Origin of the sequence: Pseudomonas weihenstephanensis, assembly GCF_016812185.1 — a bacterium.
GTDB classification, from domain to species: Bacteria; Pseudomonadota; Gammaproteobacteria; order Pseudomonadales; family Pseudomonadaceae; genus Aquipseudomonas; species Aquipseudomonas weihenstephanensis.
Window position 1 is genome coordinate 97,978 of the sequence record NZ_JAAEBV010000007.1, and the last position, 14,000, is coordinate 111,977.

The following is a 14,000-nucleotide window of genomic DNA, read 5'->3' on the forward strand; positions in this document are numbered from 1 at the left end:
AGACATGCTACGCACTGACTTGCTAAACGACTTTGCCACGCTCTTCGCCTACAACTGGTATCGAGATTTCCCCATGGATGGCTACAACCGGGACATGGGCTCGTTGTCGGACTGGAATATCCATACCGGCATCACGGTGCGTCGTGTTGGGGATCTGCTCGGATTTTTCACTCACTTCGAATCGTCCAATCGCACTGACGCTGTGGTACGCGACGCACAGCGGTCGCCTATTTTGTTTGCCGAGTGGGAATGGATTGATCCGTCACGGCAGGAGATCGGCGAACCTGAAAAGTTGTCGGATGCCGCGTTGTTGCACAACCCGCAGTTCTGCTTTCTGTTTAGCTATGTACTGCAAGGCAGTATTGAATGCGCACATGAGTTCATTGCCAAAAACTGGAATGCACAAGTACCTTTGTTGGTGTCGCTGATTGAATACACCGGCATTACAAAAAGAACCTTTCACCAGATGTCGATGCATCAATTGCACAACGGTCAATGGACCTTACTGCGTGAGCAGCCAGCATTAGCTTGGGCATTGCCAGGAACCCGTTGGCAGCTCTGATAATGGCGCCTATTTTTTAAAGGTTTTACGCTTGCCCGCTTCAGTCTTTTCACGGGCATAAACCTGTGCAAATACATCGGTAATCGACAGACGTGGGCAGGCGCCCAAGCTGCTTCGGGCGTCATCCCGGCTTTTGTTGACGTGGTTCGGGTTTTCTGGAAAGAAAGCGTTTGGCATTACTCAGGCTCCCGCAGACTCAAGGCGCGGCATCGGGCGATATGGGCGGCTTTTTCCACCCTCTGCGAAAGCGTTTGGGGGGAGGCAGTGCTTAAGATCCGTTCAAGGTCGAGGTGGATCTGAAGGGCCTCTTCGCCCAAATAGCCGTGGATATTGGCGTAGCGGATGATGTCGAGTTCACGGTTAAAGCCACGGGATGCGCTGCCCGGTTGGCTGGCCGGACTGCGGATCACGCGCAATGATCACTTGATGGCTGCCCCCCTGAACCATAATTTGATCTTCATGCCCTTCCTGATACGTATTTCCCACTGAGTCTGCTGTAAATGCACCCGCTGTGATCAATCCTTGTTTCTCGCCGGTGACGGACATATACGCTGGCGTAGCCATAACACTTTCCTTGAAACTCTATGACTAACCCGCAAGACAAATGTACTTGCATCCCCCGTTATATAACCAAGCGTTGTGCCAACAATGAGCCGACGCGTTTAAACCGAGGCCTTGGCGAAAGCGACAATATAAACAAACACTAAAAATCCTGATCTCCAGCTGAGAGTGAGCAACTTGTTGCGCAACGCGCTGCCAATAATTGCGCAATGAACCACAGGCCTTTGTTTTAAAGGAATGGCGAGTTTAAAACCGAGCACATTACATTTTCCACTGTGTAAAAGTTGCGCAATCGCTCACATCAACATGTCCGCTGCGGACATGAGTATTTTTAAAGCGTTCTAGACGGGATACGCCAGCAATGCGTGTTGACCTGTAGCTCAAAAAAAGGCCCGCTGCGGTTACGCAGCGGGCCTTTTGATTAACGCTGGGGATTAGCCCAGATTAACGCCGTAGCTCGCAGCCAATGGCGCCAGGCCACCCGCAAAACCCGAACCGATAGCCTTGAACTTCCACTCGCCATTGTGGTTGTACAGCTCACCAAAAATCATCGCGGTTTCAGTCGAGGCATCTTCGCTCAGGTCGTAGCGCGCGATTTCCTTGCCATCCGCTTTGTTCAGAACACGAATGAAGGCATTGGAAACCTGGCCAAAGCTCTGCTTGCGTGCATCAGCGTCGTGAATGGTCACTGCAAAAACCAGTTTCTTGGTTTCTGGAGCAAAGCCCGCCAGGTTGACGTTGACCTGCTCATCATCGCCTTCGCCTGCGCCGGAGCGGTTGTCGCCCTGGTGCACCACGTTGCCGTCTGGCGAAGTTTTGTTGTTGTAGAACACAAAGCTGCCGTCGTTCAGCACTTTGCCGTTCTCGCCCACGATGAACACCGAGGCGTCCAGGTCGAATTCCTGGCCATCGGTCACGCGTGGATCCCAACCCAGACCTACAACTACGTCGGTCAGGCCCGGCGCTTCTTTGGTCAGGGAAACGTTGCCGCCTTTACTCAGACTTACTGCCATGTTCGTGAACCCTTATATAAAAAGTTGATGGGGTGACGATTAAAATTTCAGGCCGTAGCTTTCAGCCAGCGGCTTGAGACCGCCTGCAAAGCCCTGGCCGACCGCGCGGAACTTCCACTCGGCGCCGTTGCGGTACAGTTCGGCAAAGATCATGGCCGTTTCGGTGCTGGCGTCTTCAGCCAAGTCATAACGGGCGACTTCACTGTTGTTGTCCTGATTCACAATGCGGATAAACGCATTGCGCACCTGACCGAAGTTTTGCTTACGCGCGTCAGCTTCGTGAATGGTGACCGTGAACGCGATGCGATCAATATCAGCAGGGACCTTGGACAGGTCGACCTTGATTGCCTCGTCGTCGCCGTCACCTTCACCGGTACGGTTGTCGCCGGTGTGCTCTACCGAGCCATCAACGCTTTTGAGCTGGTTGTAAAAAATGAAATCGGAGTCAGCGCGAACTTTACCGTCAGCCTTGAGCAGGAAAGCACTCGCATCCAGGTCGAAATCCTGACCATCGGTGGAGCGAGCATCCCAGCCCAGACCCACGAGGACTTTGGTCATCCCGGGGGCTTCTTTGGACAAAGACAGGTTGCCGCCTTTGGAGAGGGAAAGTGCCATGAGTAATTCTCCTTAATAAATATGCGATCAAGCGTTCGTGTCGTTTTTGACGTCAGATTGCTCTTCATCTTTACCGGGAAAGATGATGCTGGCCACGATACCTATGGCCAATACCACCAACACAACGATCAAGCTGGTGTTCGGATCAATGCTGATGCCGTGGCCAAACAGGTGATCGGTTGCGTTCAGGGCCAGCTTGCCGGCGATAAAGAACAACAGTGCAATAACCGATTTTTCCAAGTGAACCAGGTAGCGTTTCAGGGCCTCAAGCACGAAGTACATGGTACGCAGGCCCAGAATCGCGAACATCATCGCCGAGTACACGATCAATGGCTCACGGCTCACGGCAATCACTGCCGGGACGGAGTCGAATGCGAACAGAATGTCCGACACCTCAACCACCACCACACACAAAAACAGCGGTGTCGCGAACAGAGCGCCTTTACCGACCAGGGTCATTCCCTTGTTCTGCGGCTTCGTGATCTCTTTTTCAAGCTCTGTGCGCGAAACAAAGAAATTATGCCCGTGCAGCTTCGGCCATACCGGGAACAGCTTTTTCGCAAAACGGTAGGCAATGTGCTGAGAGTAGTCCTCTTCTTCGTCCTCTTCCTTGCTGCGCAGCATCATGATCGCCGTCCAGGCAACCACGACCGCGAACAGCACTTCGACCCATGGGCCAAACGCCAGCAGACCCGTACCGATCGCTACAAAGATCAGACGGAACACGATGGCGCCGATGATGCCCCAGTACAAAACACGGTGACGCAAGGCGTCAGGGATTTTGAACCAGGCAAAGATCGCCATGAACACGAACAGGTTGTCGACGCTGAGGACTTTTTCCAGCGCGTAACCGGTCACAAACAGGCTGGCCACGCTTGGGCCGTGGGCGTAATACAAGTAGCCCGCAAAGGCGAGGGAGATCAGCACCCAAAACACTGACCAAACGGCAGCGTTGGTCAGCGAGACCGGTTTATCGCTTTTGTGGGTGAACAGATCGATTGCCAGAGCAATGACCGCCAGTGCCACAAATACAGCGATGGTAGTTGGCGGAAAGCCAATTGCCGTGTTTTCCATGATGTCCTCAGAGATCAAAATCGCCAGGGTTCAGCCCCAGCTCATTGCAGATGGTGCGGCAAGCAGCCCGCTCACTTTCATCGAAGTTGCCGTCTGCACTGCCGATGGCGCAGCACACGCGCACCAGCAGACGGGCGGCATCTTCTTTTTTACGCAATTGACCAATCGACTTCAGCGCCTCGGCACGTCCGATCTGTTGGTCAAACTCAAATTTTTCGCACACGGCGTTGAATGACTTGATCACGTCTTTAACGTCGAACGCTTTCAGTTCATTGGAGTTCTGGATAAAACCGACCATCTTTTGCTTTTCATCGCTGCTGATGGTGCCATCAGCGGCGGCCACCAGAGCGCACCCGGAAACGACCGCTTCCATGAATTCGCGGTTCTTGAACTTGCTGACTTCCGCCGAGAGCTTGTCACGGGCGGCAGTTGCGTTGGTTTTCAGCCATTCGAGCATTGGAGTCACCTTGTCAGAGATTGAGGGAGCACCGCCTGCATCAGCAGGCGGCCATTCACAGAGCGCTCATTTGGACCCGGCAGACCAGCGCATGCCCCAGCCAAAGGCTTTGTCCATGTCCGAATGCCCTTTGAAGAACTCGACCTTGCGGTTAACCCGCACACTGCCACCGACGTTTTCGAGCAGGGCGATGGCACACATGCCTTTGCTGCCGCCCTCCTCGCTCAAGCGCACTTCAATCGGCGCTTCGCCCGGTATGTACAACGTGATCACGCCGTCAGTCGCTTGCCAGTTCGGGGCGCCTTCGTAAATGAAGGCATACACCAGCACGCGACGGATCTGACGCCATTCCTTGCCGTTGATGCGCAACCACTCGCCATCACTCACCGAGCCTGTACGGTCGTCGCCCATCAGTTGGATAAATGGCTCGTCACGGAAGTCACCGAACGCATTGCCCAGGGCCTGTACTGCACCTTTTTGGCCATTGGCCATTTCGTAAAGGCAACCCACATCCAGATCGATGCCGCCCGACTTGCCGCGCAGCGAAGCAAAGAAACCACCCGCGCCACTGCTTTGCGAGGTGCGATTCCAGTTAAGGTTGATTTTGATCTCACCAAAATCGCCGTCCTTCTTCTCCAGACTGATGGAGGGACGCTGTTTGTCGAGGGTGATCTTCGACAAGTTGATTTTGGACGCCGGCGCCGGCGCAGGTGCTGCTGGAGCAGGCGTTGGCGTTGGCGTTGGCGTTGGCGTTGGCGCAGAAACGGGCGCAGGCGCGGCGATATCAACCCCAAAGTGCTCAGCCAAAGGCGCCAGGCCACCGGCAAAGCCCTGGGCCACACAACGGAATTTCCAGGCGCCCTGGCGACGGTAGAATTCGCCGAGAATCAATGCCGTTTCTTGCATGCCCTGTGTCGGAATCGGCGCTTCGATGCCGCCGCTCACGGATACATTCAACTGCGGGAACGCTGCAAATTTGGCTTTGTTCTCGTAGATCGTGGCAGTCAACGCGACTTTTTCAATGGCCGGATCAATGGCCTCAAGGTTGAGGCTGAACACCGTACGCCCTGCGGCGGATTCCACGAGTTTGACCGCGCCATTGTTCACGCTTTGCTGACCGAAGAAGCACATGTCGTTGTCGCCACGCACCTTGCCCGACTCCGCGAGCAGGAATGCCGACACGTCAAGGTCAGCGCCTGCAACCGGGGCATAGCTGATGGTGACGGTTTGGCTACCCGATGAAACGGACGTATTGGCGCCCGGAGTCAATGTGGTCATGCGCGCACCGCCTGAGCAGCCTCGTTAGCCAGGTCCTGAGCAGTACGGCCATTGGCCACAGTCCCGATTGCGGTCAAATCCCAGCCCGCCGCTGTGCGGCTCAGGTAGGCCATAACCACACCCGTATGCCGGCCTTTATCCGACAGGTTGAAACGCGCCAGCTCTTTGCCTGTCACTTCATCGACGATACGGCAGTAGGCGTTTTCTACCGACTCAAAGTTTTGCCCGGTGAACGAGTTGACCGTAAAGACCAGGTGCTTAACACCCGACGGCAATTGCTCAAGATTGACCTGAATCGACTCGTCATCCCCATCACCTTCGCCGGTGCGGTTGTCGCCGGAGTGAACGATAGAGCCATCTTTGGATTTGAGCTCGCGAAACCACACCAGATCCAACAGTTGTTTGCTGCTGTCGAGCACAATGCAGGAGGCATCGAGGTCGATGGCCGTGTCACTGTTGAGCAACTTGGCAAAAAAACCGCTCGGTTTGACCGGGTCCCAGCCCAGGCCCATGCGGATTTTCTTGAGACCGGTTCCTGCTTCTTTTTCGAGGGAAATGGTTTGGTTCTTGGACAGCGAAATGGCCATGAAGCGTCTCCTTGTCTGCTACGGTGCACAACGTGCTGTTTAACCCAGTTTATTGCCTGTATATGACGAGTCGTGCTTACAGTTCTTCACGCAAGCACACGTCAAGTGGCCGCTTACGGCGCCACAGCGCGTGAAATTCACGCCAGTGTGGCTCTTGAGCGGCTCCGAGCATCTGTTCATCGCCCCGGGTGTCACCCCAGGCGCGCAATGTGTATTGGTCCAAAGGCCCGTATTGCGCCTCTAGCCGGATTACTTTTTGTTCGCAACGGCAATTGGTGCCGCTGATCTCACCCGTCAACACGCCATCAACCGATTCCAGCTGAGTGCCGATCAAGCCGATGCCCAGCTTTTTGGCGAAAGGCTTGAGCACTAACTCAGGCGAGGCCGAGCAAATGGTCACCAACGCTTGCGCCTCTCGCTCGCGGGCGACAGATGTTAAGCCCAAAGGCCGCATTAACCGCTGCCACGAAACGTCACAAAATGCTTCGGCGCGTTCCTCTACCCAGGTGACTTTGGCGCCGGTCAGATAAACCGTGATGAGCTTCTCTTTCAAATCGTTGCGAGATATCTGACCCAACAGGTAGCCAAGAGTGGCTGGAATCATGCGCAACAGGCGCATGGCGAACAGCCGGTTGCCGAACGCAAAGCGCAAGAACGGCACAAAACTGTCGTGATATGTCAGCGTGCCATCGAAATCGAACGCCGACAGCACCTGTTTATTTGTAGCCGATTTCTTTAAAACTTCGTTCAACCTACCAATTCAGCCAATCTCAGGCTGCCTCCAAAAGTGTCGGACGGGTTACCACACTCGGTACGAACCCCTTGCCAATGCGCGCGTTCAATCACCGTTTGCGCCCATTTATAATGCGTCGCCGGCTCGCACATGGCGTCATTGAACTTGAACACCGCAGGCGCCGACTCACTGAGTATTTGGCGTGCGCTGTTCAAATCTTCAAGGGTGACTTGCAGCGCCCTGTGGATAACTGCAATTTGCGACGGGTGGATGGCCGTTTTACCCACAAGCCCGTGCGCCATGTCCAACGCCAGTTCCTGCTCCAGCAAGTACGGCGTATTGAGCTGTTCAAAAACCGGCGCAGTCAACGCAAACCCCGCAGAGCCCATCACCCCGCACAGCATCGGGATCACATAACTCATAGGCGTGCTGTAAAGGGTCATCGCCGGGTTACGGCGCAAGCCCAGGCAGCCCATCAGGTCGTTACCACCGATGCGCAGCGCGATAATACGCCCCGGCAATTGTTCCAGCATGGCACTGCGCAGTTCTACCATCGCCCCCGGATCAAACACCTCCGGGGTTTCAAGGGTCGGCATCAGCATCAACTCGCTGCGCGTGACCGCCTGTTGCCATTGGCCGATATTGCTCAAGCGCAGTTTGGGCACCACAAAGCCATCGACATGGCGCATCAATGACCAGTCGTTCAGCACCGCCGCCATTTCGGCATCGCGCGGGCGCACAAACAGGATCGGCCCGCTGGACGGTCGCCCGCCGCGCGCTTCAATCCCCAGCAACAGGTTCTTCAGGTTGGCCAGCGCCTGCTGCACGTCGGTGTCGGCAACAGCGTCTTCAAGGCACACCACCAACGAGCGCAACCCTTGAATTTTTTCGCCAAACACGACGTCCAGAATATCGGGACGCGTGGCCGGCATATAAAGGGTGGCGCCCAAGGCATAAGCGGAATGTTTGATCATCAGCGAACACTCCTGATTACAGTCACGGCACGGTAAGGCCCCAGCTCGTCACCGACTTCTTCGACGTCAATATTCGCCTGACGGGTGAGGTGCATCAGCAATTGCACATCCTGATCGTCACGGCTGCGTACCAGCACATGGTCAGGAACGCGGCGCATTACCGCGCGCGTCGCCTCGGCAATACCCGGTTTAACGCGGTTGGGATTGCTCACCCCAAAGCGCGCCGAGATACGTTCGACCGCAGCCACCGCCGAGTGTTGCAACGCCTGTGCTTGCGCTGGCGTCCACGGTTGCGCCGAGACTTGGGGCGCCAGCTTGGCGCGCTCGGTTTCGATGCTGTGGATAAACGCTTGCGTCACGTCATGCCCGGCCAAATGCCCATATACCACACAGCCATGCAGCCCAGGCTCTTGCGGCCAAATGGAGCGCGACACCAAACCGGACACGGTAGCCCCCAAAATACCCGACGGTATTAACCAGTCTTCTGCCGACGCCGACAACCACGCACGGCCACATGGATCGGCCAGCACCACCAGCCGCGGGTCAGCCGGGAAACGCGAATCGCCCGCCAGGCTGGCACGGATTTGACCGCTGATCGCCCCTTTGCCGGTCCAACCGTCTACAAACACGATGTTCTCGGCGCCGTGGGCTTTGATAATAGCCTCTAGTGCCACGCTGTCGATGCCACGGTCACGGATGATGCTGATTCCGTAATGCCGTGCGTCGCGCCCCTGCTCTACCAGCGCCCGGCGTAACAGCACACCGAGCGGCAGGCCCGCGCGCACAAACGACACCAGCGCGATGGAAGGCCCGGTGTAGCGCTCATTCAACGCCTGAGCCAGTGCTTGCACATCGGCAGCCATGCGGGCGCCATTTTGCGCCAGCGCCAGCAGGTAAAGGCTTTTATGCGTGTCAGACGGTGGATGCTCCTGACTGATCATCTCGGAGTAATGACGCTGTTGAGTCTGGATCAGCCGCTCTTTTTCCTGCACATCGGTGACTTCAATTTGCATCGCTTGCAGCAGGAAGTGCACGTCATCAGCGGCATAACTGCCGCTGCCCACTGTCAGCAACCCTTCAAACGCGTCACTCATGGTCAACGCTCGCCATTACATGGCTGGCCAGTTGCCCGCGCCGGGGCGTGCCCCACCAATCGCACTCAGCCATAAAGCCCAGGTCTGACACGCTGTCGCCAAAGCCAAGCATCGGGCGCTTGCCGTTGATCGCTTGGTCGCGGCGGATCCACTCGCGCACCGCTTCACGCTTTTGCAGCGCCAGCGGCAGGAACGCCAAATTGTTACCGTTGCCGTGGACGTACAAGCCCTCCAGCAGCCCCCGCGCCTTGACCTCGGCCAATACGGTGAGCAGCGCTTCATCGGTTTCGTTGTTGTGTTTGGTGACCACGTAATTGGCCAACCCTTGCTCTTCAACCACCCAACCGCGCAACGAGAAGCCCAACTCAGTGCCAATCGCCAGCGTTTGCTCACTCAGTTGACGCAGGCGCGTTTGCTCAAGTGCCAACTGCTCGCACATGCGTGCGTGCCAGGCGGCATCCAGCGAACCATCCGCCGCGAGAATCACGCCACCGTGGGCACACACCGCGCCGTGGGTAAACGGCACTTTCACCCGCTGGTAGGCTTCAATGCTGCGCGCGGTGACCGGTACTACGTCGGAGGTCGCCAACAGCCACTCAACGAAACTCTTTTGCGTCGCGCTCATAAACCCATTGGGCTGACCGTCAACGTCGAGGGTCGCAGTGAAGCGCGGTTCGTCGCCCATTTTGCGGGCGGTCTGGAACAGGGTGTCGTCGAGGTCAACAAACACCAGCGGACGATTACTTGTCATCAACGATCACCTGCGCATTCAATGCGCTGATCAGCGCCGGGTCGACAGCAGCGGCCGGGGTTTCACTGCAAATCAGCACCCGGTCGAACTGGCCGGGGGCGACGTTATAAAGGAAGTTGGGAATGCCCAGCCCGTAGTTGTCAGAGAACGACAGCGCGTGGTCGATGGCATGGCCCAAGGCAATCGGCGAGCGACTGGTGGAGCTGAAATGCACATCGGCACCGGCTTTTTCCAGGCGTTCGGCCAACAAAAAGGGACGCCATACAAACTCGCTGGTACCCACCACCAAGATGCGTTCACCGGGTGTGACCTCAAGGTCTGGCGCCAGTGTATCGAGGTGTTCGCGCACGCCCATGCGCCCCCAGTCGCGATTCGCATCCAGAGGCCAGTCGCCTTGGGCAACGCTGCCCACTTCAGGCATTTCAGGTAGCTCAGCAGTTGGATCTTCGTCGAACGTGTAGCGACCGTCGAGCAACGACACGCTGGTGACGTGTTGACCCAGCGCTATACGCACTGCATCTTGCGACCAGTCTGTAAGGGTGGCAGTGACGAGGCGCTCAATGTTACTCAGCCCGGCCTCGGCCAAGGCTTTGGAGAGATTGATAAACGTGTTGCCGGTCGAGGCTTCGTCATCCACCAGCACCAGCGAGCGAGCAGTCAGCATCAGCTCGCGGGTTTTCGGGTCTTGCGGCAGGTGCAGCAAGTGCGAACTGGCGTGGCTGTGTTCTTCTTCAAAGCGGGCAAACAGTTCGCTGCCAGTGGGGTGACGGGTGCTGACCAGATAAACACTGTCATCACGGGTCTGGCTCAGCGCGCGGTGTACACCGCCACCCAGGCCGACGGCCGTTTCTGCCATGCCGATCACCAGCACGGGGCCAGGCAAGTCCGCAGGAATTTGTGCCGCAAGGGCGTTGAAACTGTCAGCCATCAACGAAGGACGGGCCGGGATGTGACGACCGAGCACGCGTGACACAAACAAAAAGGCGCGCTTGGGATTACGACGTTCGGCAAAGCTGAAAAGTGCCTGAGGATCAAAGGTCGATGCATTGACCTTAACCACCAGGCGACCGCGCTTAAGGTTTGCGTGCAAAGCCTTGGAGTCGGTCAGGGGGTTACCGCTATTCATTGAAGTTTCATACCTGGGAATACATAAAAGTGAGAGACGATTCGCGACTCAACCGTTTAAAACAAGCGCGAAATCGTTACTGGAGATGGCTGGCGTCTATTCGCCACAAACCCGATTGCGAAGACCGCACCAATTCGGGCGTACTCAATGCGTGTTCGCTGCGTCCCCTCTGAGCGGGAACGCGGGCAGCTTCAAGAAAAGCCAGCAACAGCGCCGTCTTCACGGCAAAGTTCATGTTCTGTGCATCGGCCATGCTTGAGGTGACCAAGCCTGCCACCATGCCGTACTGATCAAACACCGGGCTACCGCTGGAGCCCGGTTGAATCGGCGCCGTGAACTGCATGAGGCTGGCATCATCGCGCACACCAAACAGCCCCGATACCACCCCTTGGGAGACTTGCACGCCTCCACCCGCCAACCCGGCCAGTGGAAAACCAAGGGTGACCACGCTTTCGCCCAACTCGCTGCCGATGCCTTCACGAAACGTGACAGGCGTGAACGCTGGCGCGCCACTGACCCGCAACAACGCCAGATCATTCTTGCGGTCCACCACCACGGCTTCGGCCTTAAAGCGACCGTCGAACGAGTCAATAAACAGATGGTTCAGCCCTTCAATCACATGGGCGCACGTCAAAATATGCTGCGCGCTGACAGCAAAGCCTGTACCGGTCGCGCTCTGCCGCGAGGCACTGTCGTCAGATTCGGTGCTGAGCCGTTGCGGATGCCGGTCATCCAGGCTGATGCCCATGCGCCGAGCAAAGGCGCTCAGACCGTAAGCAGAAGCCTCCGCCAAGGCGCGGATTTTCCATTGATCGCCACGCCGGTACACCTCGGCAATGACCATCGCGCTGTCGCCATAGTCCGCCAGGGTCAGGTCATGCTCGATGGTTTCGTCGGCCTGGAGTTGAAATGAACCCAACTCACGCAGCGGGCCCAGCGCGCCATACACATACAGCACCACTAACACGCGCTCACAGCTCGCCGGTAATTGATCCAGTGCCAGGCTCAAACGCGCCACACCGCAGGTGTCGTGCCATTGCATCCAAGGTTGCGGCTGATGGAGCAGCGCAGGCTCGGCGACCGGCTGACGCTTATCATCTAGCGCCAGCAACGCCAGCCCGGCGTACTCTCCCAAAGCCCCCGCGCGCGCGCAGGTCAGGTTCAGTTCACAGCGCACCGACTTCAGAGGCCCATTGCCTCCCGGCATCAATTTCATCTTCCTTGATTCCTCTGGCCAGTACGCTTAATGAATGGCGCTCACCTTAACAGCTCTTCTTCACGAACCGAAACGGCGACCGTGATGGCTTTAACCTGAATATCCGGGTGCCAAACGCTCACGGGTTCGGGCAGTTTCAGGCGACGGGTGGCGAAGATACCGGGCAAGTTCACACCGGTTTCACGGGTGTAACCCACACCGCCTGAATAACGCAAATTGATCTCCAGCAAATGTGGCGCGCCATGGGCATCATCGCGGGTTTGTACGTTAACAATACCGTCGCATCTGAAATGCTCTGCGGCCTTGATCGCCAACTCGACGGCAGCGCCGTCGCGCTCGAACGACTGCATTAACCCCTGCTTGCGCCGACCGACGAACGCCACCGCTTTACCTGCTTCGCACACCATGTCCACCGAGCACTCACTGCCCGGCATGTAAGGCATCACCAGCAAAGGCTTGGGCTGTTGTGAACGGCCATAGGCCTGGGCGAAAACACTCAGGTCCACTTCGTGGGAATCGGCGTTAGCGAAGCAGCGAAACGGGTCTACATCCTCGGCCAAACGCCAAAAACCCTGTCCATAAATGCCGTGCGTAGGTTTCACGCAGACGCGGCCATCACGCGATAACTGCGCGTAGGCACTTTCCAGCTCGGCTTGAGTCTGCACCGTGATCGCAGGAATACAGGCCATGCCTGCGGCCAGCGCTTCACGGGTAAATATCGACTTGTCGTCCACCCGTTCAAAGGTGTCGAGGCTCAACGCGCCGGTGACCAGCACCAACCCTGCGGCTTCGAAGTCTGCACGATGCGCTTCGTAGACATGCCCCACACGGCCCGCCAAAACCACCTTGATGCCGTTGGCGCAGGCCTGCTGGATGACCCAGGCAATCCGCTCTTCGTTGTCCTGCGGCTCGCGCCAGGCCACATCCGCCAATGCGGTGATTTCAGGACGACGTTGGCGGTGCGAGGCAAAAATTTGAACGCCGTCAGGCAACGCCGCTCGGGCGCCGGCAATCACATCACGTTGGCTGGATTGCCCTTCAAGAAACCAGATCATGGACATCCCTTGGTACAGGTAGAGGAGAGACACGCTAAGCGCGCGATTCTACGCCAGGCCCTGTCAATTTAAACGCATCTAAACAGTACTATTGAAATGCCACTATCGCGCGTGCTCCAATTGCCGCCCATTTTGAAATATTCGGCATTAATTGGCTTTGACCGGCTCGTTTGCGGTCGCCGATTCGATTGAACGTGCTTCACGTTTAAGTCCGCCGGTGACACCCCAAAGACTTCGCAGCAACTCATCTATCTACCCCTCACTCAGCGAGGGGAAAACAAGGAGCAGTACATGAAAGGCAAGGTTCTTGAGTTCAACTCTACGAGTCGTACCGGCACCATCTCGGCGGATGACGGTAATCGTTATTCGTTCAGCGTTGATCAGTGGAAAAGCGCAGTACTGCCAAAGGCTGGCAGCCGTGTAGATTTCTCCACCAATGGCAGCAACGCTGAAGCGATCTTCCAGGACGGCCCGGCCACCTCCGGCAACTCGAAAAAAATTCCGGCGGCGTTGCTGGCGTTTTTCCTGGGTGCCTTTGGCGCGCACAAGTTCTACTTGGGCTACAACGCTCAAGGCATCATCATGCTGCTGGTGTTCCTGTTCGGCTTCATTCTGCTGGGCGTGCCATCGATGATCATCGGCCTGATCGCCTTCATCGAATTCATCATCTACCTGACCAAGACCGACGAAGACTTCGAACAGACTTACGTGGTTGGCCGCAAGCCTTGGTTCTAAGCAACCGCTGCGCATAACCGCCGTCAGGCTGTGGCCGGACGCAAAACGGGCGTGAACTCTGAGCAGGCGTTTGATCTCAAACATCGCCTGATTGGACTTTACGACGACGTTGTTGCCGGACGCCGCCTGCACCAGCGGCTACGGCATCTGCCACAACCCTGATCCACGA

General features: G+C 56.9%; 17 protein-coding genes and 1 pseudogene. 2 read left to right on the forward strand and 16 right to left on the reverse strand.

All coding sequences use genetic code 11. The annotated features are described in order from the left end of the window. Window positions 1–4 precede the first annotated feature (4 nt). Window positions 5–562 (forward strand): hypothetical protein, encoded by a 558-nt coding sequence (locus GYN01_RS20015; protein ID WP_125828562.1) that lies wholly within the window; start codon window positions 5–7, stop codon window positions 560–562. A 9-nt stretch (window positions 563–571) separates the two neighbouring features. On the opposite strand, the gene GYN01_RS20020 is transcribed toward GYN01_RS20015, so the two are convergent. The 16 genes and pseudogenes from GYN01_RS20020 to GYN01_RS20095 all read right to left on the reverse strand — a co-directional run bounded on the left by GYN01_RS20020 (window position 572) and on the right by GYN01_RS20095 (window position 13,096). After that, on the reverse strand, window positions 572–739 hold the full coding sequence (locus GYN01_RS20020; RefSeq protein WP_158002663.1) for a hypothetical protein: 168 nt from the start codon (window positions 737–739) through the stop codon (window positions 572–574). Beyond that, window positions 739–972 carry a hypothetical protein gene (locus tag GYN01_RS20025; protein WP_203307656.1) on the reverse strand — a complete coding sequence of 78 codons (234 nt, stop codon included), beginning with the start codon at window positions 970–972 and terminating at the stop codon, window positions 739–741. The genes GYN01_RS20020 and GYN01_RS20025 overlap by 1 nt, the downstream gene beginning before the upstream one ends. Then, window positions 935–1,126: pseudogene (gene tssD / locus GYN01_RS20030) on the reverse strand (type VI secretion system tube protein TssD); the annotation flags it as partial. The pseudogene tssD and the gene GYN01_RS20025, both read right to left, overlap by 38 nt. 431 nt (window positions 1,127–1,557) lie before the next feature. Next, complete coding sequence (locus tag GYN01_RS20035) at window positions 1,558–2,136, reverse strand: TerD family protein (RefSeq protein WP_048365966.1); 579 nt, start codon at window positions 2,134–2,136, stop codon at window positions 1,558–1,560. Window positions 2,137–2,175: 39 nt separating this feature from the next. Then, window positions 2,176–2,751, reverse strand: coding sequence for a TerD family protein (locus GYN01_RS20040; protein WP_048365965.1), 576 nt, complete (start codon window positions 2,749–2,751; stop codon window positions 2,176–2,178). Window positions 2,752–2,778: 27 nt separating this feature from the next. Beyond that, the gene (locus GYN01_RS20045) at window positions 2,779–3,825 is read right to left on the reverse strand and encodes a TerC/Alx family metal homeostasis membrane protein (protein WP_048365964.1); all 1,047 of its coding nucleotides are present in this window, start codon (window positions 3,823–3,825) and stop codon (window positions 2,779–2,781) included. A gap of 7 nt (window positions 3,826–3,832) precedes the next feature. Then, window positions 3,833–4,282: a tellurite resistance TerB family protein gene (locus tag GYN01_RS20050; protein ID WP_048365963.1), complete on the reverse strand. Its 450-nt coding sequence runs from the start codon at window positions 4,280–4,282 to the stop codon at window positions 3,833–3,835. Window positions 4,283–4,348: 66 nt separating this feature from the next. Next, window positions 4,349–5,560: a TerD family protein gene (locus GYN01_RS20055; RefSeq protein WP_203307657.1), complete on the reverse strand. Its 1,212-nt coding sequence runs from the start codon at window positions 5,558–5,560 to the stop codon at window positions 4,349–4,351. Further along, a complete protein-coding gene (locus GYN01_RS20060; RefSeq protein ID WP_048365961.1) occupies window positions 5,557–6,147 on the reverse strand; it encodes a TerD family protein in 591 nt (196 codons plus the stop codon). The genes GYN01_RS20055 and GYN01_RS20060 overlap by 4 nt, the downstream gene beginning before the upstream one ends. Before the next feature lie 76 nt (window positions 6,148–6,223). Further along, window positions 6,224–6,898, reverse strand: coding sequence for an HAD family hydrolase (locus tag GYN01_RS20065; RefSeq protein ID WP_048402705.1), 675 nt, complete (start codon window positions 6,896–6,898; stop codon window positions 6,224–6,226). After that, a complete protein-coding gene (locus GYN01_RS20070) occupies window positions 6,895–7,854 on the reverse strand; it encodes an HpcH/HpaI aldolase/citrate lyase family protein (protein WP_048365959.1) in 960 nt (319 codons plus the stop codon). Before GYN01_RS20070 ends, GYN01_RS20065 begins: the two co-directional genes overlap by 4 nt. Beyond that, on the reverse strand, window positions 7,854–8,948 hold the full coding sequence (locus GYN01_RS20075) for a cysteine protease StiP family protein (RefSeq protein ID WP_048365958.1): 1,095 nt from the start codon (window positions 8,946–8,948) through the stop codon (window positions 7,854–7,856). Before GYN01_RS20075 ends, GYN01_RS20070 begins: the two co-directional genes overlap by 1 nt. After that, on the reverse strand, window positions 8,941–9,699 hold the full coding sequence (locus GYN01_RS20080; protein WP_048365957.1) for an HAD family hydrolase: 759 nt from the start codon (window positions 9,697–9,699) through the stop codon (window positions 8,941–8,943). The genes GYN01_RS20075 and GYN01_RS20080 overlap by 8 nt, the downstream gene beginning before the upstream one ends. Beyond that, entirely contained in the window at window positions 9,689–10,825 is a 1,137-nt protein-coding gene (locus GYN01_RS20085) for a phosphoribosyltransferase domain-containing protein (RefSeq protein WP_203307658.1), read from the reverse strand. Before GYN01_RS20085 ends, GYN01_RS20080 begins: the two co-directional genes overlap by 11 nt. Before the next feature lie 76 nt (window positions 10,826–10,901). Further along, window positions 10,902–12,041 carry a trypsin-like peptidase domain-containing protein gene (locus tag GYN01_RS20090; protein ID WP_048402710.1) on the reverse strand — a complete coding sequence of 380 codons (1,140 nt, stop codon included), beginning with the start codon at window positions 12,039–12,041 and terminating at the stop codon, window positions 10,902–10,904. 41 nt (window positions 12,042–12,082) lie between these two features. Beyond that, entirely contained in the window at window positions 12,083–13,096 is a 1,014-nt protein-coding gene (locus tag GYN01_RS20095) for an ATP-grasp domain-containing protein (RefSeq protein WP_048402711.1), read from the reverse strand. Window positions 13,097–13,387: 291 nt separating this feature from the next. Here GYN01_RS20095 and GYN01_RS20100 point away from each other — a divergent pair, with 291 nt between their 5' ends. Beyond that, window positions 13,388–13,831 carry a TM2 domain-containing protein gene (locus GYN01_RS20100; RefSeq protein WP_048402712.1) on the forward strand — a complete coding sequence of 148 codons (444 nt, stop codon included), beginning with the start codon at window positions 13,388–13,390 and terminating at the stop codon, window positions 13,829–13,831. The last annotated feature ends 169 nt before the right edge of the window (window positions 13,832–14,000 follow it).

Excerpts from the sequence above, each read along its gene's own strand:
- GYN01_RS20015 (WP_125828562.1), top strand. The coding sequence starts at position 5 with ATGCTACGCACTGACTTGCTAAACGACTTTGCCACGCTCTTCGCCTAC.
- GYN01_RS20020 (WP_158002663.1), bottom strand. The coding sequence starts at position 739 with ATGCCAAACGCTTTCTTTCCAGAAAACCCGAACCACGTCAACAAAAGC.
- GYN01_RS20035 (WP_048365966.1), bottom strand. The coding sequence starts at position 2,136 with ATGGCAGTAAGTCTGAGTAAAGGCGGCAACGTTTCCCTGACCAAAGAA.
- GYN01_RS20040 (WP_048365965.1), bottom strand. The coding sequence starts at position 2,751 with ATGGCACTTTCCCTCTCCAAAGGCGGCAACCTGTCTTTGTCCAAAGAA.
- GYN01_RS20045 (WP_048365964.1), bottom strand. The coding sequence starts at position 3,825 with ATGGAAAACACGGCAATTGGCTTTCCGCCAACTACCATCGCTGTATTT.
- GYN01_RS20050 (WP_048365963.1), bottom strand. The coding sequence starts at position 4,282 with ATGCTCGAATGGCTGAAAACCAACGCAACTGCCGCCCGTGACAAGCTC.
- GYN01_RS20055 (WP_203307657.1), bottom strand. The coding sequence starts at position 5,560 with ATGACCACATTGACTCCGGGCGCCAATACGTCCGTTTCATCGGGTAGC.
- GYN01_RS20060 (WP_048365961.1), bottom strand. The coding sequence starts at position 6,147 with ATGGCCATTTCGCTGTCCAAGAACCAAACCATTTCCCTCGAAAAAGAA.
- GYN01_RS20070 (WP_048365959.1), bottom strand. The coding sequence starts at position 7,854 with ATGATCAAACATTCCGCTTATGCCTTGGGCGCCACCCTTTATATGCCG.
- GYN01_RS20075 (WP_048365958.1), bottom strand. The coding sequence starts at position 8,948 with ATGAGTGACGCGTTTGAAGGGTTGCTGACAGTGGGCAGCGGCAGTTAT.
- GYN01_RS20080 (WP_048365957.1), bottom strand. The coding sequence starts at position 9,699 with ATGACAAGTAATCGTCCGCTGGTGTTTGTTGACCTCGACGACACCCTG.
- GYN01_RS20085 (WP_203307658.1), bottom strand. The coding sequence starts at position 10,825 with ATGAATAGCGGTAACCCCCTGACCGACTCCAAGGCTTTGCACGCAAAC.
- GYN01_RS20090 (WP_048402710.1), bottom strand. The coding sequence starts at position 12,041 with ATGAAATTGATGCCGGGAGGCAATGGGCCTCTGAAGTCGGTGCGCTGT.
- GYN01_RS20095 (WP_048402711.1), bottom strand. The coding sequence starts at position 13,096 with ATGATCTGGTTTCTTGAAGGGCAATCCAGCCAACGTGATGTGATTGCC.
- GYN01_RS20100 (WP_048402712.1), top strand. The coding sequence starts at position 13,388 with ATGAAAGGCAAGGTTCTTGAGTTCAACTCTACGAGTCGTACCGGCACC.